General features: G+C 40.6%; 26 protein-coding genes. 12 read left to right on the forward strand and 14 right to left on the reverse strand.

The window, feature by feature from the left end; translation table 11 throughout:
- Positions 1 to 9: 9 nt before the first annotated feature.
- Positions 10 to 426, reverse strand: coding sequence for a hypothetical protein (locus tag DBR32_RS04925; protein ID WP_124635191.1), 417 nt, complete (start codon positions 424 to 426; stop codon positions 10 to 12).
- Between the two features lie 299 nt (positions 427 to 725).
- Between DBR32_RS04925 and DBR32_RS04930 the strand changes: the two genes are divergently transcribed.
- The 3 genes from DBR32_RS04930 to DBR32_RS04940 all read left to right on the forward strand — a co-directional run bounded on the left by DBR32_RS04930 (position 726) and on the right by DBR32_RS04940 (position 4,099).
- Positions 726 to 1,094: a T9SS type A sorting domain-containing protein gene (locus DBR32_RS04930; RefSeq protein WP_124635192.1), complete on the forward strand. Its 369-nt coding sequence runs from the start codon at positions 726 to 728 to the stop codon at positions 1,092 to 1,094.
- A gap of 127 nt (positions 1,095 to 1,221) precedes the next feature.
- The gene (locus tag DBR32_RS04935; RefSeq protein WP_124635193.1) at positions 1,222 to 3,471 is read left to right on the forward strand and encodes a bifunctional (p)ppGpp synthetase/guanosine-3',5'-bis(diphosphate) 3'-pyrophosphohydrolase; all 2,250 of its coding nucleotides are present in this window, start codon (positions 1,222 to 1,224) and stop codon (positions 3,469 to 3,471) included.
- A 10-nt stretch (positions 3,472 to 3,481) separates the two neighbouring features.
- Entirely contained in the window at positions 3,482 to 4,099 is a 618-nt protein-coding gene (locus DBR32_RS04940) for a WbqC family protein (protein WP_124635194.1), read from the forward strand.
- A 64-nt stretch (positions 4,100 to 4,163) separates the two neighbouring features.
- Here DBR32_RS04940 and DBR32_RS04945 read toward each other — a convergent pair whose 3' ends face one another.
- Complete coding sequence (locus DBR32_RS04945) at positions 4,164 to 5,447, reverse strand: hemolysin family protein (protein WP_124635195.1); 1,284 nt, start codon at positions 5,445 to 5,447, stop codon at positions 4,164 to 4,166.
- Positions 5,448 to 5,638: 191 nt separating this feature from the next.
- Here DBR32_RS04945 and nusB point away from each other — a divergent pair, with 191 nt between their 5' ends.
- Together nusB and DBR32_RS04955 are read left to right on the forward strand one after the other, a co-directional pair.
- Entirely contained in the window at positions 5,639 to 6,550 is a 912-nt protein-coding gene (gene nusB, locus DBR32_RS04950; RefSeq protein ID WP_158605913.1) for a transcription antitermination factor NusB, read from the forward strand.
- Between the two features lie 37 nt (positions 6,551 to 6,587).
- Positions 6,588 to 7,076, forward strand: coding sequence for a hypothetical protein (locus DBR32_RS04955; RefSeq protein WP_124635197.1), 489 nt, complete (start codon positions 6,588 to 6,590; stop codon positions 7,074 to 7,076).
- Positions 7,077 to 7,114: 38 nt separating this feature from the next.
- On the opposite strand, the gene DBR32_RS04960 is transcribed toward DBR32_RS04955, so the two are convergent.
- From DBR32_RS04960 to DBR32_RS04995, 8 genes are all read right to left on the reverse strand, one after another.
- Complete coding sequence (locus tag DBR32_RS04960) at positions 7,115 to 8,749, reverse strand: S8/S53 family peptidase (protein ID WP_158605914.1); 1,635 nt, start codon at positions 8,747 to 8,749, stop codon at positions 7,115 to 7,117.
- 47 nt (positions 8,750 to 8,796) lie between these two features.
- Positions 8,797 to 10,347 carry a M20/M25/M40 family metallo-hydrolase gene (locus tag DBR32_RS04965; protein ID WP_124635199.1) on the reverse strand — a complete coding sequence of 517 codons (1,551 nt, stop codon included), beginning with the start codon at positions 10,345 to 10,347 and terminating at the stop codon, positions 8,797 to 8,799.
- A gap of 351 nt (positions 10,348 to 10,698) precedes the next feature.
- The gene (locus DBR32_RS04970; RefSeq protein ID WP_124635200.1) at positions 10,699 to 10,947 is read right to left on the reverse strand and encodes a DUF6576 domain-containing protein; all 249 of its coding nucleotides are present in this window, start codon (positions 10,945 to 10,947) and stop codon (positions 10,699 to 10,701) included.
- A 162-nt stretch (positions 10,948 to 11,109) separates the two neighbouring features.
- A complete protein-coding gene (locus DBR32_RS04975; protein WP_124635201.1) occupies positions 11,110 to 11,280 on the reverse strand; it encodes a DUF4295 domain-containing protein in 171 nt (56 codons plus the stop codon).
- 47 nt (positions 11,281 to 11,327) lie between these two features.
- Entirely contained in the window at positions 11,328 to 11,510 is a 183-nt protein-coding gene (gene rpmG / locus DBR32_RS04980) for a 50S ribosomal protein L33 (RefSeq protein WP_124635202.1), read from the reverse strand.
- Positions 11,511 to 11,541: 31 nt separating this feature from the next.
- Positions 11,542 to 11,778, reverse strand: a complete 237-nt coding sequence (rpmB, locus tag DBR32_RS04985; protein WP_124635203.1) for a 50S ribosomal protein L28 — start codon at positions 11,776 to 11,778, stop codon at positions 11,542 to 11,544.
- 93 nt (positions 11,779 to 11,871) lie between these two features.
- Positions 11,872 to 12,606, reverse strand: a complete 735-nt coding sequence (bshB1, locus tag DBR32_RS04990; protein ID WP_124635204.1) for a bacillithiol biosynthesis deacetylase BshB1 — start codon at positions 12,604 to 12,606, stop codon at positions 11,872 to 11,874.
- Between the two features lie 80 nt (positions 12,607 to 12,686).
- Complete coding sequence (locus tag DBR32_RS04995; RefSeq protein WP_124635205.1) at positions 12,687 to 13,328, reverse strand: DUF4294 domain-containing protein; 642 nt, start codon at positions 13,326 to 13,328, stop codon at positions 12,687 to 12,689.
- A 158-nt stretch (positions 13,329 to 13,486) separates the two neighbouring features.
- On the opposite strand from DBR32_RS04995, the gene upp reads away from it, so the two are divergent.
- The 5 genes from upp (at position 13,487) to DBR32_RS05020 (ending at position 18,105) form a co-directional block, all read left to right on the forward strand.
- Complete coding sequence (gene upp / locus DBR32_RS05000; RefSeq protein ID WP_124635206.1) at positions 13,487 to 14,140, forward strand: uracil phosphoribosyltransferase; 654 nt, start codon at positions 13,487 to 13,489, stop codon at positions 14,138 to 14,140.
- Positions 14,141 to 14,275: 135 nt separating this feature from the next.
- Positions 14,276 to 15,331, forward strand: a complete 1,056-nt coding sequence (locus DBR32_RS05005) for a PorP/SprF family type IX secretion system membrane protein (RefSeq protein WP_124635207.1) — start codon at positions 14,276 to 14,278, stop codon at positions 15,329 to 15,331.
- A gap of 74 nt (positions 15,332 to 15,405) precedes the next feature.
- Positions 15,406 to 17,130 (forward strand): M3 family oligoendopeptidase, encoded by a 1,725-nt coding sequence (locus tag DBR32_RS05010; RefSeq protein ID WP_124635208.1) that lies wholly within the window; start codon positions 15,406 to 15,408, stop codon positions 17,128 to 17,130.
- Positions 17,131 to 17,242: 112 nt separating this feature from the next.
- A complete protein-coding gene (locus tag DBR32_RS05015) occupies positions 17,243 to 17,575 on the forward strand; it encodes a PadR family transcriptional regulator (RefSeq protein ID WP_124635209.1) in 333 nt (110 codons plus the stop codon).
- Positions 17,576 to 17,580: 5 nt separating this feature from the next.
- Positions 17,581 to 18,105 carry a hypothetical protein gene (locus DBR32_RS05020; protein ID WP_124635210.1) on the forward strand — a complete coding sequence of 175 codons (525 nt, stop codon included), beginning with the start codon at positions 17,581 to 17,583 and terminating at the stop codon, positions 18,103 to 18,105.
- A 496-nt stretch (positions 18,106 to 18,601) separates the two neighbouring features.
- Here DBR32_RS05020 and DBR32_RS05025 read toward each other — a convergent pair whose 3' ends face one another.
- From DBR32_RS05025 to DBR32_RS05040, 4 genes are all read right to left on the reverse strand, one after another.
- On the reverse strand, positions 18,602 to 19,591 hold the full coding sequence (locus tag DBR32_RS05025; protein ID WP_124635211.1) for an aldo/keto reductase: 990 nt from the start codon (positions 19,589 to 19,591) through the stop codon (positions 18,602 to 18,604).
- A gap of 79 nt (positions 19,592 to 19,670) precedes the next feature.
- Positions 19,671 to 20,417 carry an outer membrane beta-barrel protein gene (locus DBR32_RS05030; RefSeq protein WP_124635212.1) on the reverse strand — a complete coding sequence of 249 codons (747 nt, stop codon included), beginning with the start codon at positions 20,415 to 20,417 and terminating at the stop codon, positions 19,671 to 19,673.
- Between the two features lie 44 nt (positions 20,418 to 20,461).
- The gene (locus DBR32_RS05035) at positions 20,462 to 21,085 is read right to left on the reverse strand and encodes a porin family protein (RefSeq protein WP_124635213.1); all 624 of its coding nucleotides are present in this window, start codon (positions 21,083 to 21,085) and stop codon (positions 20,462 to 20,464) included.
- Positions 21,086 to 21,348: 263 nt separating this feature from the next.
- A complete protein-coding gene (locus DBR32_RS05040; protein WP_158605915.1) occupies positions 21,349 to 22,038 on the reverse strand; it encodes an outer membrane beta-barrel protein in 690 nt (229 codons plus the stop codon).
- Positions 22,039 to 22,067: 29 nt separating this feature from the next.
- On the opposite strand from DBR32_RS05040, the gene DBR32_RS05045 reads away from it, so the two are divergent.
- Together DBR32_RS05045 and DBR32_RS05050 are read left to right on the forward strand one after the other, a co-directional pair.
- Positions 22,068 to 22,373 (forward strand): hypothetical protein, encoded by a 306-nt coding sequence (locus tag DBR32_RS05045; RefSeq protein WP_124635215.1) that lies wholly within the window; start codon positions 22,068 to 22,070, stop codon positions 22,371 to 22,373.
- A gap of 14 nt (positions 22,374 to 22,387) precedes the next feature.
- Positions 22,388 to 23,149, forward strand: coding sequence for an MBL fold metallo-hydrolase (locus DBR32_RS05050; RefSeq protein ID WP_124635216.1), 762 nt, complete (start codon positions 22,388 to 22,390; stop codon positions 23,147 to 23,149).
- Positions 23,150 to 23,221 lie beyond the last annotated feature (72 nt).

Below are 23,221 nucleotides of genomic sequence, written 5' to 3' on the forward strand. Positions count from 1 at the left end.
ATTTAAAATCTAAAAATCATCATCTTCGAAATCGTCAAAATCATCATTTAAAAATCCCAAATCTTCGAAATCATCAAAACCATCATCTTCTTCCTTTGTCGATTTTTTCTTACCACCACCGGAAGGCGTTTTTTTAGACTTCGGCATTTCAAATTCTTCAAAATCCGGATCTACAAACTCCTCTTCTTCTTTATAGAAATCATCGTCCTGATCATCATCCAAATCGGCATCATCATCGTCGTCGTCGATATCCTTCTTTTTAGAAGCTACTTTCTTTTTGGGGCTTTCGTCCAAATCGTCGTCTTCATCTTCATCCTCCTCCGCTTTTGTTGCTTTAGCAGTAGATTTCTTTACAGCCGCTTTTTTAGGTGCCGCCGCTTTCTTGGTAGTGCTCTTTTTACCAGAATTAGAATTACTAGTGGTCATTTTTTATAAATATTTTTGATTAAATCTGTGGTACAAATTTCTTTATTAGTTGTGATATTTCAAAGGCAAATTTTGTTTGTTTTCATAAAATTTCCAAATTAGAAACATAATTTTTTTTATCCCATTTAACCTTTTACTCAAGTCATGGTCTTAGGTATAATTGAATAACGTATGAAAAGCTGAAAAAAATGTTAGTGTTTTGATAAAAAACAACGGATGAAATACATTTTTTGTTTTATCAAAATAAATAAAATATCTTTGTTATCAATCCTAATTACAATAAAAAATACTCGACATATATGAAACTACTTTACAAAATATTTTTGCTAGCCATGTTGCCTTTGGGCTTTATGGTGCAAGACGTTAAAGCACAGAATGTAGAGCAACAACGCACCTTAAGCACCAGCGACAAAAAGATGATCGCCTATCCAATCCCTGCGAATAGCGCAGTGTATTTCAAGATATCGGTTGCTTTAAGAAACGAAGCAAAAACAGTAGAATTGGTAAACGTTATCGGAAAAACCGTTGCGATTCAGAATATTAATGCAGATGGTAATGACATCGTTTTCGGTGGCTTAAACCAACTTCCGGAAGGTATTTATATTGGTGTGATGAAAAACACAGAGGGTAAAATCATACAAACCACGAAGCTGATGATTCAACATTAATCTACTCAAAAAATATTTATTAACGGAAGCTTCAACGAGCTTCCGTTTTTTTGTAATTTAGTATACAAGAGGATAACAAAAGAGCAACCGGCTTTATGCCCTATATCCATTTTGAAAAATCAATCGTATGGCGAGCACTATATTGTATAAAAAAATCGACGAAGAACAAGAGAAGAAATTTATCTTAAGAGAATACAGAGCCTTATTAAAAGCACTTAAAGAACGCATCAAAAAAGGGGATCGTAAATTATTACGCAGAGCCTTCGAACTAGCTGCCGATGCGCATAAAGAAATGCGCAGAAAGTCTGGCGAGCCTTATATCCTGCACCCGCTTGCTGTAGCCCGTATCACCGTCGAAGAGATAGGCCTGGGTGTTACTTCCGCTATTTGTGCCCTATTGCATGATGTGGTAGAAGATACCGAAATAACACTAGACGACATCAGCCAGGAATTCGGTAGTGTATATGCGCGCATCATTGACGGCCTTACAAAGATTAGCAATGTCGTTGATTTCAAAAACGGCGTGTCAATGCAGGCCGAGAATTTCAGAAAGATATTGCTGACCCTTGCAGAAGACCCGAGGGTTATCCTGATCAAGCTTGCCGACCGCTTACACAATATGCGTACGCTGACCAGTATGGCCAGGGACAAGCAAATGAAGATTGCTTCAGAAACGTCTTTTATCTATGCACCGCTGGCGCACAGATTAGGTTTATATGAAATCAAATCCGAACTGGAAGACCTTAGTTTAAAATATACCCAGCCGGATGTATACATAGACATTGCTCGTAAACTAAATGAGACCAAAAATGACCGTGCAAAATACATCAGGGAATTTATCAAACCCGTTAAACAAGAATTAGAAGACCATAATTTCAATTTTGAGATCTATGGCAGACCCAAGGCCGTCCATTCTATCTGGAACAAAATGAAGAATAAGAATGTGGTCTTTGAGGAGGTATTTGACTTATTTGCCATACGCATTATTTTAGACTCCCCGAGAGAACAGGAAAAGGAAGATTGCTGGCGGGTGTATTCTATCATTACCAATTTTTACAGGCCCAGTACAGAAAGACTTAGAGACTGGATTTCCGTGCCTAAAGGAAATGGTTATGAAGCCCTGCACACAACAGTAATGGGTCCGGGAGGAAAGTGGGTAGAGGTACAGATCCGTACCAAACGGATGAACGAAATTGCAGAAAAAGGACTTGCCGCACACTGGAAATACAAAGAAGGGACCCAAAGTGAAAGTAAGCTGGACGCCTTTTTGAAACATGTGGGTGAAATCCTGAACAACTCTGAAGCGGACTCCCTGGATTTCTTGCAGGATTTCAAACTTGATCTGTTTACGGAAGAAATATATGTATACACGCCTAAAGGCGATATGAGGGTATTACCTAAAGGTGCAACCGCCTTAGATCTGGCCTTCGATATTCACTCCGCCTTAGGCGCACGCTGTATCGGTGCGAAAGTAAACTTCAAATTAGTACCCATCAGTTATGTACTCAAAAGCGGGGATCAGGTAGAGATTATTACCTCCTCTAAACAAAAACCCTCTGAGGACTGGCTTAAATTTGCCATTACGGGTAAGTCCAAGTCCAGAATCAAATATTATTTACGGGAAGAGAAAAGAACCATTTCTGAAGATGGCCGTGCCATCGTAGAGCGTAAGTTGAGCTCGTTCCATTTAGAGCCGAACACGCATAACATTAATGAGATTTGCGCTTACTTCAAATTCCCTTCTCCGCTGGATATGTATTATGCTGTTGCCGTGGGTAGCGTAGACCTCAAGGTCTTGAAAACATTTACCATCAACGGGGACAAATTTTACCAACCGGCCAAAGAGCCTACCCATCATCAGGAGACGAAAGAAAGTGACAGCAATAAAGCCAATACCCAGAAAGGCGGTGCCGAACTGATCATTTTTGGGGAAAGCTCTGATAAGATCTTATACAAACTGGCTACTTGTTGCCAGCCGATTCCGGGCGATGATGTATTCGGTTTTGTGTCTTCCGGAGAAGGCCTTAAAGTGCATCGATATGACTGTCCTAATGCCCAAAGTCTCTTGGCTAACTATGCCCACCGTGTGGTGAAAATCAAATGGGCCAAGAACAAAGAGATTTCCTTCCTTACCGGTATCCGTATTATCGGTCTAGATGATGTGGGGATCGTACAGGGCATCACTAATGTGATTACGACTGAGATGAAGCTTAATATGCGCTCAATCAGTATTGACTCACAGGATGGTGTATTTGATGGTACCATTAAAGTATTTGTAAAAGACAAAGAGGAACTGGATGCACTCTGTGTCGCTATCGAAAAAATAGACGGCGTTCAAAAAGTATTAAGGCTCGAAGCAGAATCTACAGAATCATAAGACCGGAACAATGACCAAAACATATACACAAGTAGTGGCTTCTGCCCTGCCCTTTCCACCGGTCAGTTGGTGGCAAAAAGTATTAAAAGCGAAAACATTGATCCTGGATACGCAGGAGCATTACCAGAAGATGTCCTACAGGAACCGGTATTACCTGGCCGATAAAAAAGGCAAATCAATATTAAGCATTCCGCTGACCAATGGACGCAACCAAAGGATACCAATGAATGCCGTAGGTATTTCTTATGCAGAACATTGGCAAAAGACCCATTGGAGAACGCTGCAAACCCTTTTAGGTAATGCTCCGTTCTTTGAATATATCGATTATCAGCTATTCCCTTTTTTCGAAAAGGAAGTACCCTTGCTGTCGGACTGGAATCTGGCGACCATCATTTGGGCAAATCATTTCCTGGGCAATCCGGTAGCAATCAGCACCAGCGAGGCATATATACCGGAATATGATCAGGATACCTTAGACCTCAGAACAAGTACGCATCCAAAAGATGAAGCTTATATCGGTGCACCTTATTATCAGGTATTTTCAGAAGAGAGTGGTTTCCTGTCAGATTGTTCTATTCTGGATCTTATTTGCTGTGAAGGTAAAAATGCAATAAATTTTTTGAGATAAATGATACTATAATGCAAAAGCGAGACCGGATGGCCTCGCTTTTTATATTTTATGCATAAAATAATCAGGAATGTAAGACTTTCAGTTTTACCGTCTCAATCTTAGTCTGTGTGGCTAATAAGATTTCAAACTCACATTTATTGATGATAATTTTACTGTTCTGCTTCGGAATGGTCGCATAGTTCTTGATGATGTAACCGGAAAGCGTTTCGGTATCTTTATCTTCCAAATCAATATCATATTTCTGTTTGAGATAGTCCAGTTTTAACCTGCCCGAGAAAATATATTCATTTTCGGCAATCTGGCTCTCAGTATATTCTTCTATATCATACTCATCTTTTATATCTCCAAAGATCTCTTCCAAAACATCTTCCATCGTTACAAAACCGGCCGTACCTCCAAACTCATCGATTACCCAGGCAATACTTTTTCGTTCTTTGGTAAACAGATGGATCAGATCGATGGCATTCATGGTCTGCGGTACCGTTGGAATCGTATGCAGAATCTCTTTAATACTCCCCGGATTGCGGCCGAGTTCCAGATGATGCACATAGCCAATTACCGTATCAATATCTTTTTCGTAAATAATAATTTTAGACAGTTTAGAACGCACAAAGGCGTCTCTTACTTCCTGAGGAGCACTACTCACATCCATAGCGAGAATCTCATTGCGGGGAATCATGCATTTCCGCACTTTTATCTGGGTCAGCTGCAATACCTTTTCAAATAACTCTTTGTTTAAAGAGTCATCATCGTTATGTCCATGGATTGAGTTGCGAAGAAACAAATTAGGGTCTACCCGCTCAAATATAGATTGTTTACGGCTTGTTTTAACATTGAACAGATACTTCAGGATCACCTCCGAAATACGGATAAAAAAGTTGGCGATCGGATTGGTAAATTTAATCACGAAGTTCAGGAATCCCGCCCAACTACCGAGTTTTCCTTCCGGATTGCTTTCAAAGCCTCTTTTGGCAATAAAACTGATCGTAAGCAGGATAAATACAGAAGCTAATACCCAATCGACAATGATCTGTGTATATTCAAAATCACGCAATACCTCGGGAAACATCTTTATGAGATGGCCCGACAAAAAATGTAAGGATAAGCAAAAGCCGATGAGGGATAAATAAAATGCTGTAATGGTTCCACCCCAGAATTTCTCGGGGTACTCAAAAAAATGTCCCAATAAAATACCGGAACGGGTCTGTTGTTTTCGCTTTAATTCTATGGTGAGCCGGTTAGCCGCAAAAAAGGCATACTCCAGACCTACGAATACCACAATAAAAAACAGGAAAAACAGTAATGAGACACTACATAGGATAATCAGGATATTAGCTACAGTCATAATCAATTGATCGATAGAGGTCAAATAATAGTAACCGCGTAAAGATAAAATATAATTCTGGTATAATGATTACTAAAAATAGGAGCAATATAATATAAGATATAAGGGTTATTAGTGATTAAAATCGTACCTTCGCTCTCCATTTTTCAAAAATTCCAATGATAAGTCGTAGAAATATTAGAATAAAGGCCATGCAAGCGCTGTATGCTTTAGATACCCTTGGTGCACTTGAGTTTAAAGACAATGATGCACAGCGCAAGAAAGGCTTACAGGTGCTCACGCAGAAGTTTATGAACGCAGCGGAGTTGTTTAATATTTCTGTATTATACCTTGCCCGTATAGCACAGTTTGCCGAAACGGATGCAAGATTGCGTTCTTCCAAATACCTGCCATCGGCCGCCGATATGAATGTGAACACGAAAATTTCGGGTAATATTTACTTATGGCATCTTTTGGAAAACGACACCTTCAATGTCCGCGTCAGCGAAGACAAGTTGGATGATAAGATCGAAACAGACCGGGTGAAGAAGATGTACCAGCATCTGTGTACCGAAGATACTTATCTGAGCTATATCGAGAAAGAAGAACGTACCGCAGCGGAAGACAAAGCCATGCTCTACTTCATCTGGAAGAACGAAATGATCAAAAATGAAGACTTCCTGGAGTATATGACCGACACTTTTGACGGTTGGGAAGATGATAAAGATATGGTGATGATGTTGATGGAAAACTTCTTTAAAAATCCAAAAACAATCAATTTTCTGCAATTTATCTCTCTGGAGAAAAATGAATATGCCCGTAGCCTGCTCACTTCTGTACTGGAAAAAGAAACCGTATTGATGGAATATATTGAGCCTAAGCTGAAAAACTGGGATGCGGACCGTGTGGCTTCTATTGATTTGATTTTATTAAAAATGGGGATTAGCGAATTCCTGTTTTTCCCAACGATACCGACAAAGGTTACCATCAATGAATATATTGAGATTGCCAAAAATTACAGTACGCCACAAAGCGGACAATTTATCAATGGTGTTTTAGACAACTTACTTAAAGAATTGACGCAGGAAAATAAAATCAGAAAGATCGAACGTTCGAAAAACTAATTGCTCATTTTCTATCATTTTTGCTACTTTTATGCTTATGAAAATATCATCTATAGGTACCTTATTGTTGATTTCCGGTTTGCTGACGATTAGTTTTAGTGCATGTACCGGCGTCAGTAATGATTCCGACAGAGGACCGATTACACTCGGAGACACGGCAACCATCGTGACCGAAACCGATAGCCAATATTTGGGAGATGTAGTGCTGGATCTTCAGGAAAAAGATGTGATTCCGGCCAATGTTCCTACAGCGCCTAAAGATACCTTTCGTAATGTAGAAGCGGCCAAACAACTGGCGGCACAGCAAAAGCAAGATTCGATCAATGCGGCAAAGCAGGCACAGACCAAAGAACAGCCTAAGGAAGAAGTGAAGAAACTAAGCCCGGCACAAGAAAGAGCTCAAAGAAAGAAGGATCAGTTAGAAGAAAAAAAGAAAAAAGAAGAGGAAGCGAAAAAGAAACAACATAGAGGTAAATCAGGAAAGAAAGAAGTCACAAAAAAGAATACTAAAGATCGAAGAAGATAAATAAAAAGGGCGGCTACANNTGTAGCCGCCCTTTTTATTTATTGTTTTATAAATTTCTGGTAATAGCTGTACCGGTCACCGCTCAGCTGCAAGAAATAGATACCTGCCGATAAGGACGACACATCCAGGTCTGTACCTTTTTGAGTTGAGGTCAACCATACTTTACCATAAATATCGAATATACGATAAGCCACTTCCTTATTCTCCGTATCCTTTATATACAGGCGATCTGCAACCGGGTTGGGATAAATAAAAATATTGTTTTTACGGGCAATATCCTCTGTACTTAAAGTTGCTGCAAGGTATTCCATCGCCGCTTTCATATTCGGCAATGGGCCGATATTTTCGGTTGCCGGACTTCCCTGAGGGATACCGGTATTTCTTAAAATCGTTTTAATCTGTTGCCCGGTCATACTATTGCCCCCGGTCAGATGGCGGTAATAAGCTTGCAAATTAACCACACAGGAAGCTACTATGGGTGTAGCAGAACTGGTACCGGAGAAATTGGTATAGGTCTGATTAAAGTCACCCCCTATCTGATGAGCATCTCCATAACCCGTACTGAATACATCTGTTCCCCAGGCTTGCAAATCTACCCTGCTTCCATAATTACTAAAATTAAGCCTCGTATGCGCTGTTGTATTGGTACCCGCACCAACCATAATGGCACCGCTATTGCCCCTGGCCATATACGTTGCATAGGCAGGAGCATCAAGATTTTGACTCCCGTTTGCAGCAGCGGCTACAATGATAATCCCTGCATCTGTAGCGGCCTTAGTCAGGCTCCATATCACATTATCATATTCAGCCGGTGCATAACCAGATACGCCGCCTGTCTGCATCTCATAAATAACGACATCTCCGATACTGGTGTTATTAATAGCTGAAGAAACCGCTAAAGCACGATCATAACCCGTTTCCACCGTATACTCCGGGTATAATACGGCTTCTGTAACATTGGGCACCATCCCGGATATCCCATAATCACCTTTATTTGCCGCCAAAATACCCAGTACCGCAGTACCATGTTCTGTATAAGCGGTCGTCAAGGAAGGCTCTATGGTTTTGCCTGGTTGGATAGTTATATTCTGGTCCTCCAGGTCCTCATGGTTTATATTCACCCCATATTCCACATCCCTCACTTTTACATTTTGCCCGAAGAAGCCCTTATCCCATGCATAACGCATATTCACACCCGGATTTACACCAATATAGCTTTGCTGCGCTTCAAAATTGGGCGTTACCGGTGCAATATCTGCAGGGGGTGCTATTGGCGTAAGTGGATGTGTCGACACGTAAGCAACAATATCCATTTGCTGCAATTCTTTTATCAAAGCCTCAAAATGCGTCTTATCTATCGAGGCAGTTTGTACCAAAAAGATCTTTTTCAGCTGTGCTACGGCATCATCATTACCCACGAGTTTAATCGCATTTGCCGATAATTCAGCTAATTTTTGATCCGTAAAATCAAAAGGATTGGCAAGAGAGAGGCCATACGCTTCTTTCAAGCGCTTATATACCGGGCTTTGCGCCATGATCTCCTTTTCATTGATAAGACGATTGTCGAGTGGCACAGCAGGCTTAAATGCCACATACAATTTATCATTCTGTGCCAAAGCAGTGGCACCGGATAGCGCAATAGATAAGATAATAAATAGAATACTTTTTTTCATTTCAAAAGATTGATTAATCCTAAAGATAATATTTTTTTTAGTATATATCACGGCCCTTTTCGGGTTCCGTTTCCAGGTGTAGGCCATTTTTTCGGCATTCCTGTTTTCATATCTAAAGGCATTTGTATTTTTTCCCGGCTCATCAGCTCCGGTTCTTCACAGGCCATGTAAACAAACATCGCAATCAGCATCGCGTTATTGCGGATATCTTCAAACACGATTTTGTCATAGGTATCCCTTTGCGTATGCCAAGTATAGTCGCGGTAATGCCAGTTTTTAGCCGACAAATAAAATGCAGGTATTCCGGCGGTTACAAAAGAAACATTATCCGATCCGCCATTATCCGGTGCGCCCGGATAGCGCATACTCAAATCACTCTTGATTGACTCCGGGATATAATTAAGCCACTTATCGAAATAGGCATAAGCATTTACAAATCCTTGTGTATTGATCTCGGCAATTCTTGCTGTACCATTGTCCTGGTTCAACACCAGACTGATATGATCTGCAATATCCTTATGGTCATGCACAAAGGAACGAGAACCGTTAAGGCCCTGCTCCTCCCCTCCCCAATGCCCGACCAGGATCGTCCGTTTCGGATTCGGATATACTTTTTTAAGAATACGCATGGCCTCCATCATCGTTAGCACCCCGGTACCATTGTCCGTTGCACCGGTACCTGCATCCCAGGAATCCAGGTGTGCCGATAACATCACATATTCCTCCGGATGTACGGTTCCTTTTATTTTTGCCATGGTGTTATAGGTAGGTACATAGGGCCCAAAAGTAGATTCCGCATATATTTGCAGCTTTGGTACCACACCATGTTCTAAATAGCGGTATAACAAATTATAGTCTTCCAGACCCAATTCTACCGAAGGTATTTTTTGTGTTTTCGCTGCAAACACACGGGTTACGCCCCAGCCACCAGACCAGGTATTGGCAATGATACCGGCAGCACCGGCGGCCTCTAATTGGGCAGGTAAGGTTCTGGCAGTAAAACCTGTTTTTGCAATGCGGTTCTGCCATTGAGTAGTTACCAGTTGTTTTGCCTTTTTAAAGCTGTCTAATCGCGCGGCACTGACATTAGCCTGCCAGCTATCCTCCGGCCTACCTGAGATTTGCGGTTGGGAAATCATAATCAATTTCCCCTTTACTGTCGGTAACCATTTGGCGTATGATATAGAATCGGCCAGATCCGGCAAGACCATCACTTCGGCTACCAAAGGCTTTTTACCCGTTGCCGGGCTCCAGGCCATTTGTGTACCCTCCAGGTTGATCCTGCGCGGGTACAGCATATCGATATGGCTAATCCCTCTTTTCCAGGATTTCCACTCTCCCCAAGGTTCATTATAAGCCTCTATCCCGAAACTTTCATATTCATTTTTGACAAAATCATGCGCCTGCTGCATCTCGGGCGTGCCGATAAGCCTTGGGCCAATCACATCTAAAAACCGGTAAGCCCTTGTTTCTAATGATTTATCGGCACTCCCTTCTTTATAGATTGCCTCTATGATAGACTGGGGACCGTTTTGGGCCGGGGAAGAAAGCGGGAACAGGGTACACAAAAGATACCCGATACCGTATATTTTTTTCATATAAAGTACATTTGACAAGCTATAAAAATAAGCTATTTTAGATAATCTATCCTGCTGTTGTTAAGAAGAGTTCGGAAATAAAATGGATCTGCAGGCTGATGCCCGATAAAATCAGCACGTTTTGGTAGCGCCGCCGTAGAAGAAAGTATGCGGCCACGATTGACAAGAGCATGAGCATTGTTCCTTTGATCAAGAAAGGGAGGACAACATCCCAGACAACCGCTTGTGGCAAAATAGGGCTGTTCAGCACATAATATATTTGGAAACAAGCTATAAAAGAAACGATAGTCAAAAAAATAAGAACCCATAACAGTATAGCTGCTATGGGTTTTAAAGACGTATCGTGCCTCTTCATTGAGACAATTCCTCCAAACGCTGTTTTTCTTTTTTAGACAGGCTTTGCAAACCTTTGTCATTAATTTTTTCGAGCAAGTCATCTAACTCCAGTTCCTTATCTTTTCTATGGATATTGTACCGGTCATCCATGCTTAATGCGGCCTGTTCTTTAGGAGAAAGGCCCTTTTTAGGAAAGAATTTATTTTTAAAAGCAAACAGTGCTACAAGCAATATGGCAATAGCGATAAGGATGTAAGAAAACATTGATAAAGGGCTTTCAAATATACACAAGTATTATACACAAAAAATCATATTGAAAAAACTACTCGTTTTCAATATGACCTTACTCAAAAGTACAAAAAAAATTTAGTGCAGAAACAATATCTGCACTAAAAAATAAGTTTATTTAAACTCTTAAAGATTCAATTATTTTTTAGCTAAATAATCGTTTACTTTATCTTTATGGATAATCGCTTCTTTAAAAGTATAAGCGCCAGACTTAGGACTGCGTACAGTTTTAATTACTTTAGTGTAATTTTTCGCATCCAAGTTAGCATTAGGATCTTTCTTAATCGCGGTTTTCGCTGCTTTTGCCATTTTTAATACGTTTTTAAGAATGATAGTAACCTATCAAACAAAATTAATTATTTAATTTCTTTGTGTACAGTTACTTTTTGAAGAATAGAGTTGTATTTTTTCAACTCAATACGCTCAGGCGTATTTTTCTTATTCTTAACTGTGATATAACGACTTGTTCCTGCCATTCCAGAATTCTTATGCTCTGTGCACTCTAAAATAACCTGAACACGATTGCCTTTCTTAGCCATCTCAGTAAATATTTTTAAATTTTAAACTAAATTAAATTGCTACACCCTTAGCACGCAAATCTTTCACAACTGCTAAAAGTCCTTTTTTGTTAATTGTACGGATTGCATCAGATGATACTTTCAGCGTCACCCAACGATCTTCTTCTACTAAAAAGAAACGTTTTACTTGCAGATTAGGCAAAAAACGACGTTTTGATTTCTTGTTAGAGAAAGAGACTTTGTGACCTGTAATAGGCTTTTTTCCGGTTACCTGACATACACGTGCCATATCTTACGAATGTTTATTTTTTTGGACTGCAAAGGTGCGACTTTTATTTTACCCAGCCAAATTTTTTTAATAAAATATTTATTTTTTTATTGGTTAGGCAATTTCAGGGTACAAAAGCTGGTCCAGGTCTGCAATACCAAGATTCGTATCTGAAATAAAGCCTTCTCCATAAGTCACGCCTATGCGTTTTCCGAGTAGAGAAGCACGATCCTTTATTTTATCCAGAAATTTTTCACTGGAAATATATGTAACCGGTGCCCCATCATTACTTTCGCTAAAGAATTGTGTTCCATAACATTTAACCGATTCCATCTTCACCTCCATACTCTCGCTGACATCTACAATAAAACTAGGCTCCAGAAAGCGATCCTGAATATAATGAAATACCCTTTTCGGGCGCCAGGGCTCTTGCGGCTTCCCTTCCCACTCGGTTTCGATCTTGATCAGGCCACTTAAAAATGCGGCATCTCTGATCAATGCCGCTGCCCTGCCATGATCGGGATGACGATCGGAAGGCGCGTTGGCAAGCACCACATCGGGTTGATGTAAACGAAGTATCTGTACTATTTTGAGGATATTTGCTCTGTTCAGTTCAAAAAAACCATCTTCCATTTTCAGGTTATGGCGATAAGAAAGTTGCAGCACAGCACTAGCTGCAGCCGCTTCTGTATATCTTGTAGCGATCGTTCCCCTGGAGCCTAATTCACCCTCTGTAAGGTCGACGATGGCCACTTTTTGCCCTTTTCTGACATGATTATACAGCGTGCCTGCACAGCCTAATTCTACATCATCCGGATGTGCTCCGATAGCCATTACATTAACTTTCATGACGCAAAAATAGCTTAAATCGGTATGTCAAACACCTACCGGTTTAAGCTATAACAAAGAATTAAAAATTATATTTATTCCTATTTTATTTTCCGAATTTGCACCTCAGGTACCCGGTTAAAATAATATTTTGACTCGATATCCTGTACAATTGCTTCAATGTCCTTATCCTTATTATAGGGATCATATTGTGCTTTAAGATCATTATCAAAAAAGTAAGACACCGTTTGGGAAATACGGGCATTCAGCCCTCCTTTCAGTTCTTTAATGATGGAATAACAATCCCGGCCGGTTTGCCGGTTAATGAGTTTTACAAGAATCGAGCCCTGAGTGGTCGATAAATTTTTCAGTTTATCTTTAAATTGCGCATTCAACTGGTTTTCTACCGATTTCAGGTATTGTTTTTTATCCCTTCTGCCATCTGCCTTTAAGGCTTCGATATCGACGTCCTTCAAGACTTTCGCCGCAGCTACGGCATAGGGCCACACCGTCATAACATTATACCTTAATCTTGCCATGCGGTCACTTTTATTTTTGTCCAGATAAGTCGACAATACGGCTACTTCCTGCAAATAAAAATAGGGTAAGGTATCCTGCCCCAGCACGGCACCATAGGTGACAATGGTATCATTCACCCCTTTTTTATCCTGGGCCATTATTTTTTGACCAAAAAGCATGGCAAAAAAAAGCAAGCCCGCATATCCTGTATATTTCTTATTCATATTCTTAAAGCTCGTTTGATGGAGGTGTGATTATAATAATGTAAAATTATAGAATAATTTATTTGCAAAAAGTTTAAAATATTACAGAAGCATCATGGATACGATTTGCTTAACTAGTCAGAAATATATATTTTGCATGCCTAATATTATCCTTAAGCATGATTATCAATTTAAGTCATCAGCATTCTCTCTTGTCACAATGGATGCACGAAATAAGAGCTGTTGATATTCAGCAGGATCGGATGCGTTTCAGAAGGAATACGGAACGCGTAGGCGAAATCATTGCCTATGAAATCAGTAAAACACTGGAATATACACATACAGAGACCACCACCCCTTTGGGCAACAAACAAGTGGAGACGATTGTGGAACAGCCTATTCTGGCCACCATCTTAAGGGCGGGCATTCCGCTGCATCAGGGATTGCTGAACTATTTTGATCAATCGGACTGTGCTTTTATAGCCGCTTACCGAAAACATAATAAAGCAGATGGTACTTTTGAGATCGAGCAACATTATGTAACCTGCCCCGATTTGGATGGGAAGACGCTGATTATAGCAGATCCTATGCTGGCGACAGGCGCTTCTCTGATCCTGGCCATTGAAGGTTTACTGGAATTCGGCAAACCCAAAAGCATTCATATCGCGACGGTAATTTCCTGCTCGGAAGGTATTGACAATGTACTGCGCAAGTTCCCGGAAGCGCATATCTGGGCCGGTGACATTGATGATGAATTAACCGCCAAGGGATACATTGTACCGGGGCTGGGTGATGCAGGTGACCTGTCTTTCGGAAGCAAACTCCAATTTTAAAAAATGTAATAAATATTTTTCATTACTATACTAGGAAATTTAAAGAAAAAGTTATAGTATTGTGAATGAATTCTTGTAATTTTAATTACAGCAGGTACAAGTGTTCAACTATCACCCAAAAAAATTACTCTTTAGATGAAGAAATTTTTATTTAGTATATCTACGGCTCTATTATGCATGAATGTGGGGACCTCATTTGCCCAAGACTCCCATTTCACTCAATATTTTGCATCTCCCTTAACATTGAATCCGGCACATACAGGCCTTACAAATGGTGATTACCGTTTTAGTGCAATTGCCCGGACCCAATGGTATACGGTAACAAATAACCCTTATACAGGTGGTGCTTTATCTTATGATATGCCTATTTTAAAAGGAAAATTACCGGAAGGTGATGCAGCCGGTTTCGGTTTGCAGGTATTATATGATAAAGCCGGTTCAGGTGCTTTACAAAACATTACCAGCTCCCTTTCTTTAGCGTATCACAAGGCTTTAGGCACTGAAAAAAACCATAGAATCTCTTTGGGTGTTCAGGGGTCTTTAGTGAGTAAGTCAATTCGCTTTGACAACCTGATTTTTGGTAATGAAATTGATTTCGGCAGACCAGAGGTATATTTAAAAGGTACTTCAGGTGAAGGTTTGGCGAATGCTGATCTGACTTATCCCGATTTCAACGTGGGCGTATTATACTCTGGTCAGGTAACCGAGAATACGATGCTTTATGGTGGCGTTTCTTATTATCACTTAACAAGACCTTCTGAGAAATTTACCAATATGTCGAACACCGTATCGACTAAAATCAACTCCCGTTATACCGCTTATGTAGGTGGTGCAATGAACTTAAACTCTCATACCGTTGCTTATTTGAGTACTATGTATCAACAACAAGGTAAAGCATGGGAATACCTGATTGGCGGTGCGGTTGGTTTTATCTTGAATCCTTATAATGATGAAGATACCAAAAACACAACATTCTATTTAGGTGCCTGGTATCGTTACAATGATGCGATCGCTCCTTATGTAGGTATCGAATGGTCTAAATGGCAAATCGGATTTACTTATGATGTAAACGTTTCTAAATTCCAACAAGCAACCGGTGGTCAGGGTGCGGTAGAGGTATCTGCCACATACAATGGCATCATTGACAAGATTGTTAAAAAGAGATACAACTTTGCTTGTCCTAAGTTCTAATACTTATTATAAACTATTGATAAAAAACCATACAATTTGTATGGTTTTTTTACTTTTGTGAAAATTAAAAATTTATGCCATCTGACGCGAATATACAACCGGCTAAAAGATTGTTTTTACCGGAACAATTTGAGGTTACTACCTGGGAAGCTATAGCACCTTATTTTACGACACTTATTGATACTTCTATTGAAAGTAAAGAACAACTGGAATCCTGGTTGCAGCAATGGAGCGAATTAGAGGCAGTAATTAGTGAAGATGCCTGCTGGAGACAGATCAGGATGACTTGCGACACAACGGATCCTGCTCTGGAAGAAGCCTTCAATTATTTTTGTCTGGAAATAGAACCGAAACTAAAGTCTTATACCAATACCCTGCAACAAAAACTGGTAGCCTCTCCTTTTACCAAATTGCTGGATCAGGAAGTTTATTTTCCTTTTTTAAGACAGGTTGAGAATGCACTGAGCTTATACCGTGAGGAGAATGTGGCATTGGAAGCACAATTAAGCGTACTGCAACAGCAATATGGAGTGATCTCTTCCAAGATGACGGTAGTGGTCAAAGAACAAACGTATACTTTGCAGCAAGCAGCCAAATTTTTACAGGAACCGGACAGGGAGCTGAGAAAAAATGTTTTTACCGCAGTAAATGAACGAAGACTCGAGGACCGGAAGGTACTGGATGAATTGTTTGATCAGTTGCTGGCACTGCGTCATCAGGTGGCCTTGAACGCGGGGTTTGATAATTACAGGGATTATAAGTTTAAGGCTTTGGGCCGTTTTGATTACACTCCGGAGGATTGTTATCAATTCCACGAAGCGATTAAGAAGCATATTCTTCCTTTACAAGAACGTTTATTAGAGCATCGCAGAAAGCATTTAGGCTTGTCTGAATTGAAACCTTATGATGTGGATGCCGTTGCCGAAGGGGAACAACCGCTGAAGCCTTTCCATAATGGACAGGAAATGCTTGAGAAAAGCATACAGGTATTCAACCAATTGGGTCCTTACTTTGGGGAATGTTTACTGGTAATGCAGCAAAAGAAACGCCTGGATCTTGATAGCAGAATTGGTAAGGCTCCGGGTGGCTACAACTGTCCTTTAGCAGAAACGGGTGTTCCTTTCATTTTCATGAATGCGGTAGGCACCATCAATGATGTGATCACTATGATGCATGAAGGTGGCCATGCGATCCATTCTTTCCAGTCGCATCATCTACCCTTAAGTTCTTTTAAGGAATATCCGATGGAGATTGCCGAATTGGCGAGTATGAGTATGGAATTGTTTTCTATGGATTACTGGGAGACTTTTTTACCAGATGCGGACGATTTACTAAAAGCGAAGCAAGAGGAACTGGAGCGTGTGATTGATGTATTGCCCTGGATCGCGACGATCGATAAATTCCAACATTGGTTATATACGCATCCGGGACATTCGGTAGCAGCACGTACCGACGCATGGAAGGCAATTTTCAATGAGTTTGCTCCGGCCAATATTGACCGCTCTGGTTTAGAACCCTATTTTGAAGCCAATTGGCAAAAACAGTTACACTTATTTGAGGTTCCTTTTTATTATATTGAATACGGTATTGCCCAGTTAGGTGCAGTAGCCATGTGGCGTCAATATAAGGGTAATAAGGAAGAAACCTTGGAGCGATATCTGAACGCCTTGTCTTTGGGTTATACCAAGACACTTCCCCAGTTATATGAAACAGCAGGTATCAAATTCAGTTTTGATGCGGATTATATAAAGGAATTAAAAGCTTTTATGGAACTGGAATTGACTAAAGTAGGATTATAATTGTATATTTTATAAAAAAGGTTGCGCGCNNGCGCGCAACCTTTTTTATAAAACCAAATACATAAGTTACCAATGTATCTATAAATAATGTATTTTTATCAAAATATACCCTATGAATAAACGCGCGCTTTATAAAGGATGCCTGGAGCCAATCATCTTAAAGCTATTGCAGGAGCATAAAAGAATGTATGGTTATGAACTCACGATGATGGTCAAAGAACAGACCAAAGGTGAATTTGTGATCACAGAGGGAGCGCTTTACCCCTTGTTGCACCGCTTGGAGGAAGAAGGCATCCTGCAGGCAGAACTGGAATATATCGGCAACAGACCCCGCAAATATTATAAACTTACGTCTAAAGGCCATACGGCACAGCAAAAAGCGTTTCAGGAACTCTCCAACTTTATCGAAACCTTACAATTATTAAGTAAACCTGCTCAAATCTAATTCTGATGGTACCCTTGACAGAACAACAGATAGACGTTTTATTTCTTTTTTGCCGGCAACATTATATCCGTTATTATGATGTACAGATAGAGCTGGTAGATCACCTCGCGAATGCAATCGAACAGCAGATACACCATCGTCCCGGTTTAGGCTTTGAACAAGCCTTAAACGAAGTTTACCAGGGTTTTGGCAAAACCGGGTTTCGCAATATCATTATTGCTAAAGAAAAATCATTGGAAGCGGCACATCGAAAGTATTACTTCCAGGCGTTCCGCGCCTATTTCACGCTTCCTAAGATACTCTTCACCTTATTCCTGCTCGTAATACCTTTCACTATATATCATTACTTCCAAACCGATGCTATGCTGCTGGGCACCTTTCTTTTTATAGTTCTGTGGCGGTCCTCCTTTATGAGATCAGTATGCCCATTTACCTGCATTATCGTTATAAACGACCGACACAACCGCTCATCAGCCGAATCGTACGGCAACCCTACTATTTTATCGGCGTTTTCGGCTACCCTTCTGTGACTTTAATTATGGATTACTTCTTTAATGACAACTATTTTGCAAAGGCGCAACACTATTTCATCCCACTTTGTCTTTTGAATGGTATATTGTTACTGCTCACTTTGGTGAATAGGAATGTCACTCAGAAAATATATGAAAAGGCATCCAATACTTATCCATTAGCTTTCGCATAGGATTGTATAAAAGTTTATAATGCTTTTGTGTTATGGCCGCTATGGTTGTTTATGCAGCATTGATGCAGGAAGATTGCTCTTATTGTTGGAATAATAAGAAAAGGAAAGTAGAAGGGCTATATTAATATGTAATAAGGAACACCTTTTTGTCTTTTCAAGGCGATGCGCGCTGAGCGAGAAAACTAAAAATAAATCCCTGTACTGCAAGGAGGAAAAGGCAGAAGAATATATGGATGCAGCTTTGAGCAAACGGACATTAATTAATAAACAAAGGGATACTACTATGTGTGATAGTGGTATCCCTTTGTTATGGTAATGATTATTTAGAATTGCGGCTGTACCGGCTTGGTGCCCATTATAACATCAATCTGGTCTAATACCTCGGCTGTCAAAAGGGGCATAACCTCTAATGCTTTCAGGTTCTCTATAAGTTGTGCTTCTTTTGTCGCCCCAACGATAGCGGTAGTTACATTTGGATTGGCAATACACCAGGCCATACTCAGGGTAGCTAAAGAAGTACCCAAATCATCGGCAATTTTTTTGAGGTTTCTTACATCTTGCAGTTTGTTATCGGTCAGTGTTTTGTCTTTTAACCATTCAAAACCATCTAAAGCTAAACGGGAATCTTCGGGAATACCGTCGTTATATTTACCTGTAAGCAAACCGGAAGCGAGGGGACTCCAAATCGTGGTACCCATCCCTACTGTTTTAAAAATCTGTGCATATTCCTGTTCCATTTTGTGGCGATTGAACAGGTTGTACTCGGGCTGTTCCATTTTGGGGCCTTCCAGACCCAAGCGTTGTGCCACAGCATGTGCTTCCATGATCTCTACCCCACTCCATTCGCTGGTGCCCCAATAGAAAATCTTGCCTTGTTGAATGAGGGTATTCATACTACGAACCACCTCTTCTATAGGTACATTTTTGTCGGGACGATGACAGAAATATAAGTCTAAATATTCGACCTGTAATCTTTGTAAAGCCTCATCACAGGCTTCCATAATATGCTTACGACCTAAACCATGTTGGTTGGGTTTATTATCATTTCCTCTCCATCCAAAAAAAACTTTGCTGGACAGTACATAGGAACTGCGATCCCAATTTTTGGTTTTCAGCACCCGGCCCATCATTTTCTCAGATTCCCCTAAGGCATATACTTCCGCATTATCAAAAAAGTTGATCCCGTTTTCGTAAGCAACGCTCATCAAACGATCTGAAATAGAATCGTCGATCTGTTTGTGAAACGTAACCCATGAACCAAATGACAGGAGGCTTAATTGTAAGCCGGTATTACCCATTTTGCGATATTCCATAAAATCTATAGTTATAATTTGAGTTACAAATGTAGGGTAATGTTGCCCACTGAAGCCTTAGTTTATGCTTAAGTATGTATCAATTTTTCCAATAACGAAGCCCAAGAATCAGGGTATGCACCGTGCCGAAATACTGGTTATTGTAATTGGGTCTCTCAAAATAGCCATTTGGCATGATCTGGTACTGAGCATTCAGATGCCAATGGGCGTTTATACGGTAACCAAGCCCTGCCTGAACTGCAGGCATAAAGGAGCGTGTAATCGACTTTGTAGCATTCCGGGATGTATACCGATCCCCATTTACGGTTACCAGAGATTGCTGGGTACTGTGTAGCGGAAACAGGGCAATACCTCCTGCACTGACGTCTATTTTGGGGGATAAAGGATATTTTAATAATAGTGGCAGCGACAAGGTCGTTACCGTATTGGTCAGGGTGATCTGTGTTGTCGTATTGGTATATTTGTTTTGATGCCGGTTGAGAGATACTAAAATACCCGACTCTAATCGAAGCTGTGCTGACAGCCGATATTCAAGAAGAGGGCCTGCTGTAAAGCCTGCTTGAATTACTCTCTTTTGCTCAAAAGCATCACTACCGGCAAAGTTCATACGAGCAATAGTCATCGGTATACCGGCTTCTAAGCCTATGTTCAGCCTTTGCGCGGCCGTATTGAAGGAAACAAGGATGCCTGTAGTGAGCATGCCCAAGAGATAACGAATCATGGCGTAAAAATAATCAAATACAATAAGATATTGCTGCTTATCCGCAAACAGCCCTTGCCGGCACAAACGGTCTCTTATCTCCGTAACACATAAACAGCCGATCATATCAATGACCGGCTGTTTATTCAGAAATATTGTGTAAAAATATTTTAGAATTTGTATCCTACCCCAACCTGAATGTTATGGATGGCACCAAAATCACTTACGTTGCGGGAGCTCTTATATAATTCCGGAGTAATGTAATTATACCTTGCTTCTACAAAAAAGCCTTTCACGATATAATAGTTTGCACCCACAACACCACCTAACTGAAAAGTGTTCAGATCGTCCTTAGTAGACAATTTATCACTCTTTACGGAACCGGATTTAGTGTTCGCATTAGAGGCCAGGTTAAAATTAAAGGAAGGGCCTAAGAATACGCTGAAAGAAGGTGTAATAAAGTATTTTCCAACCAAAGGAACACTAATAGCATGAACCCTGTTGATGCCGATCACATCACCTGTAGGTGTGGCGTATTTAGTTCTAAGATTGTAAAAATCATAGTTAACCTCTAACTGTGCTTTAAACTTATCGCTTGGTTTCTTGAAAGAAAATTCCGCAAGACCACCTGCATAGCCACCAATCCCAAAAGGGGCTTTCGTATCGAAAGTAGTGTTTTCTACGGCTGCCGTACTAAAGTTGGCGCCGCCTTTAATCCCGAATCTTACACTTTGTGCATTTACTGTTGTTCCTAATGCAGCTAAAGCTACTGCTGATAGCATGATTTTTTTCATATTATTTCTATTTTGTTTTTGTTTGTTTGTTTGTTTATCCCGCTTATTGCTAAACGTGGGTACAAAATAACGATGGCTTTGACTAAGAAAGTGCCTTCCCGGTTTAATTTATGAGTACTTTAACGCGCAATGCACCTTAAATCACAGGCTTGTCTGCATGGGAAATATAGAAATAATATACTGATAATCAATATTTTACAAAAAACAAAGACTACTTCTGAGTGGTCTGTATTATACTTTGATTTTGACGGACTTATTAGGTGCTAATAGGCTGCTTTTACGTTAAATAAGTACATAAGTTTGATGCCCCACACATTATTAAACTGTTCTTCCCGTCCAAAACTACTCAGGGCGGCATTCTTTTTCCTGATCGATACGAGGGAGTATTGAAACCTGGGGGATATGAAAAAGCCATAGCCAATATGGAAATTTGCCGTGAGGAGGAAACTGATGTCCAGCTTCCGGAAAGGGAATTGATAAGTTTGACCACTTATGGTATTGATCTTTTCTTCTGAGGCACCCAGGTATCCTATGGCAAAGCCGGCACCGTAAATGCTTTTGCGTGGCCCTCTCCAATAGTTTAGTTGTAAGGGTAATTCGGCATAGGTCAGTGAAATTTTCTGGCTTTTCAATACCGGTGACACAGACGCACCGGAACCATAAGCCCCTTTTCCACTGTATAATACTTCCATACTCCAGGCCAGTGTACCGTCAAAAGGCAGATCGGCATTGCTGATCGGAAAATACAGAATACCCCCACCGGAAGGACTGATTTTATTGTAGCCTTTATAGCCATCACCATCTACCTGTGAGAAATTGGCTCCCCCGAGTAAACCGCCTACGAGTCTATTCCCTTCTTCATAATGTTGCGCAAGGGCCTTTTGTGTATTTGGTAAAGAAAACAGCACAATTAAGAGAACTTTACTACCTTTATCGGATAATATTCTGAACACATTACGGAACATCGGTATTACAACATTTTATGAGTTTCAAATATACACCAAACACTTTAAAGAAAATGGAGCAACTCTTCGATGAGGCCAAGTATATTGTGCGCTACGAAAAGGGTACTTTTTCTTCAGGCTATTGTGTTTTGGAGCATAAAAAGGTGGTCGTGATCAACAAATTTCTCAATATTGAAGGAAGGATCAATGCGCTGGTAGAAATACTACCTTCTATCCGTATCGACGAGCAGACCCTAAGCGGAGAGATGCAAAAGTGGTATGGACAGTTAGTCCAAAACCCTCAATCCAATACGGGTTCGGTACAATCTGAATTAAATCTTTAATCCAAAGCTTGTTTGTGAATATTACTTTCTTAGGCACCGGAACCTCACAGGGTGTACCCATGATTGGTTGCACGTGTGCGGTATGCACTTCTGCCGACCCTAAAGATAACCGATTGCGTTCGGCCGTATGGCTTCGTAATGAAGAGACCAGTGTGGTAATCGACAGCGGTCCTGACTTCCGATACCAAATGTTACGCGCCAAGGTACAGACACTTGACGGGATTGTCTTTACCCATGGACATAAAGATCATGTAGCAGGCTTAGATGATGTACGGGCTTACAACTACTGGACCCAAAAGGATATAGACATTTTTGCCAATGCCGACACGGAAACCGTATTGCGTAGGGAATTTCATTACGCATTTAGCAATCTTCAGTACCCGGGTTTACCACAACTTAAAATTCATACCCTATCAGGCCAGGATTTCGAAGTGGGTAATCTGACTTTCAAAACGATCAAAACCTTACATTATAAACTGGAAGTATATGGTTACCGGATCGGGGACTTTACCTATATCACCGATGCCAATTATATTGCGCCCGAAGAGCTGGAAAAGATAAAAGGTTCCAAAATACTGGTGTTAAATGCATTAAGGCATGAAGAACATATTTCTCATTTTACCTTATCCCAGGCGATTGCGATTGCCCGGGAAGTAGGCGCCACGCAAACTTACTTTACGCATATCAGCCACCAACTGGGTTTGCATGAGGAAGTCAACCGGGAACTACCCGAAGGGATGGCCCTGGCTTATGACGGATTAACGCTAAATCTCTGATCTTGTTTTTGCTCATTTTCTTATATAATCTTTCGATAAGGCTGTATGCACTTGCTGCATATCTGCTGGCTT

The sequence above is a fragment of the Taibaiella sp. KBW10 genome (assembly GCF_003852495.1).
Taxonomy (GTDB): Bacteria; Bacteroidota; Bacteroidia; order Chitinophagales; family Chitinophagaceae; genus Edaphocola.

Bases quoted from the DNA above. Each gene is read 5' to 3' on its own strand.
- DBR32_RS05035 (WP_124635213.1), bottom strand. From the start codon at position 21,085: ATGAAAAAAATCATGCTATCAGCAGTAGCTTTAGCTGCATTAGGAACA.
- upp (WP_124635206.1), top strand. From the start codon at position 13,487: ATGATTATCAATTTAAGTCATCAGCATTCTCTCTTGTCACAATGGATG.
- DBR32_RS04935 (WP_124635193.1), top strand. From the start codon at position 1,222: ATGGCGAGCACTATATTGTATAAAAAAATCGACGAAGAACAAGAGAAG.
- DBR32_RS04930 (WP_124635192.1), top strand. From the start codon at position 726: ATGAAACTACTTTACAAAATATTTTTGCTAGCCATGTTGCCTTTGGGC.
- DBR32_RS04925 (WP_124635191.1), bottom strand. From the start codon at position 426: ATGACCACTAGTAATTCTAATTCTGGTAAAAAGAGCACTACCAAGAAA.
- rpmG (WP_124635202.1), bottom strand. From the start codon at position 11,510: ATGGCTAAGAAAGGCAATCGTGTTCAGGTTATTTTAGAGTGCACAGAG.
- DBR32_RS05005 (WP_124635207.1), top strand. From the start codon at position 14,276: ATGAAGAAATTTTTATTTAGTATATCTACGGCTCTATTATGCATGAAT.
- DBR32_RS04965 (WP_124635199.1), bottom strand. From the start codon at position 10,347: ATGAAAAAAATATACGGTATCGGGTATCTTTTGTGTACCCTGTTCCCG.
- DBR32_RS05045 (WP_124635215.1), top strand. From the start codon at position 22,068: ATGAGTTTCAAATATACACCAAACACTTTAAAGAAAATGGAGCAACTC.
- bshB1 (WP_124635204.1), bottom strand. From the start codon at position 12,606: ATGAAAGTTAATGTAATGGCTATCGGAGCACATCCGGATGATGTAGAA.
- DBR32_RS04975 (WP_124635201.1), bottom strand. From the start codon at position 11,280: ATGGCAAAAGCAGCGAAAACCGCGATTAAGAAAGATCCTAATGCTAAC.
- DBR32_RS04960 (WP_158605914.1), bottom strand. From the start codon at position 8,749: ATGAAAAAAAGTATTCTATTTATTATCTTATCTATTGCGCTATCCGGT.
- DBR32_RS05030 (WP_124635212.1), bottom strand. From the start codon at position 20,417: ATGATCGGCTGTTTATGTGTTACGGAGATAAGAGACCGTTTGTGCCGG.
- DBR32_RS05020 (WP_124635210.1), top strand. From the start codon at position 17,581: ATGGTACCCTTGACAGAACAACAGATAGACGTTTTATTTCTTTTTTGC.
- DBR32_RS04945 (WP_124635195.1), bottom strand. From the start codon at position 5,447: ATGACTGTAGCTAATATCCTGATTATCCTATGTAGTGTCTCATTACTG.
- DBR32_RS05025 (WP_124635211.1), bottom strand. From the start codon at position 19,591: ATGGAATATCGCAAAATGGGTAATACCGGCTTACAATTAAGCCTCCTG.
- rpmB (WP_124635203.1), bottom strand. From the start codon at position 11,778: ATGGCACGTGTATGTCAGGTAACCGGAAAAAAGCCTATTACAGGTCAC.
- DBR32_RS04995 (WP_124635205.1), bottom strand. From the start codon at position 13,328: ATGAATAAGAAATATACAGGATATGCGGGCTTGCTTTTTTTTGCCATG.
- DBR32_RS04940 (WP_124635194.1), top strand. From the start codon at position 3,482: ATGACCAAAACATATACACAAGTAGTGGCTTCTGCCCTGCCCTTTCCA.
- DBR32_RS05010 (WP_124635208.1), top strand. From the start codon at position 15,406: ATGCCATCTGACGCGAATATACAACCGGCTAAAAGATTGTTTTTACCG.
- DBR32_RS04955 (WP_124635197.1), top strand. From the start codon at position 6,588: ATGAAAATATCATCTATAGGTACCTTATTGTTGATTTCCGGTTTGCTG.
- DBR32_RS04970 (WP_124635200.1), bottom strand. From the start codon at position 10,947: ATGTTTTCTTACATCCTTATCGCTATTGCCATATTGCTTGTAGCACTG.
- nusB (WP_158605913.1), top strand. From the start codon at position 5,639: ATGCAAGCGCTGTATGCTTTAGATACCCTTGGTGCACTTGAGTTTAAA.
- DBR32_RS05015 (WP_124635209.1), top strand. From the start codon at position 17,243: ATGAATAAACGCGCGCTTTATAAAGGATGCCTGGAGCCAATCATCTTA.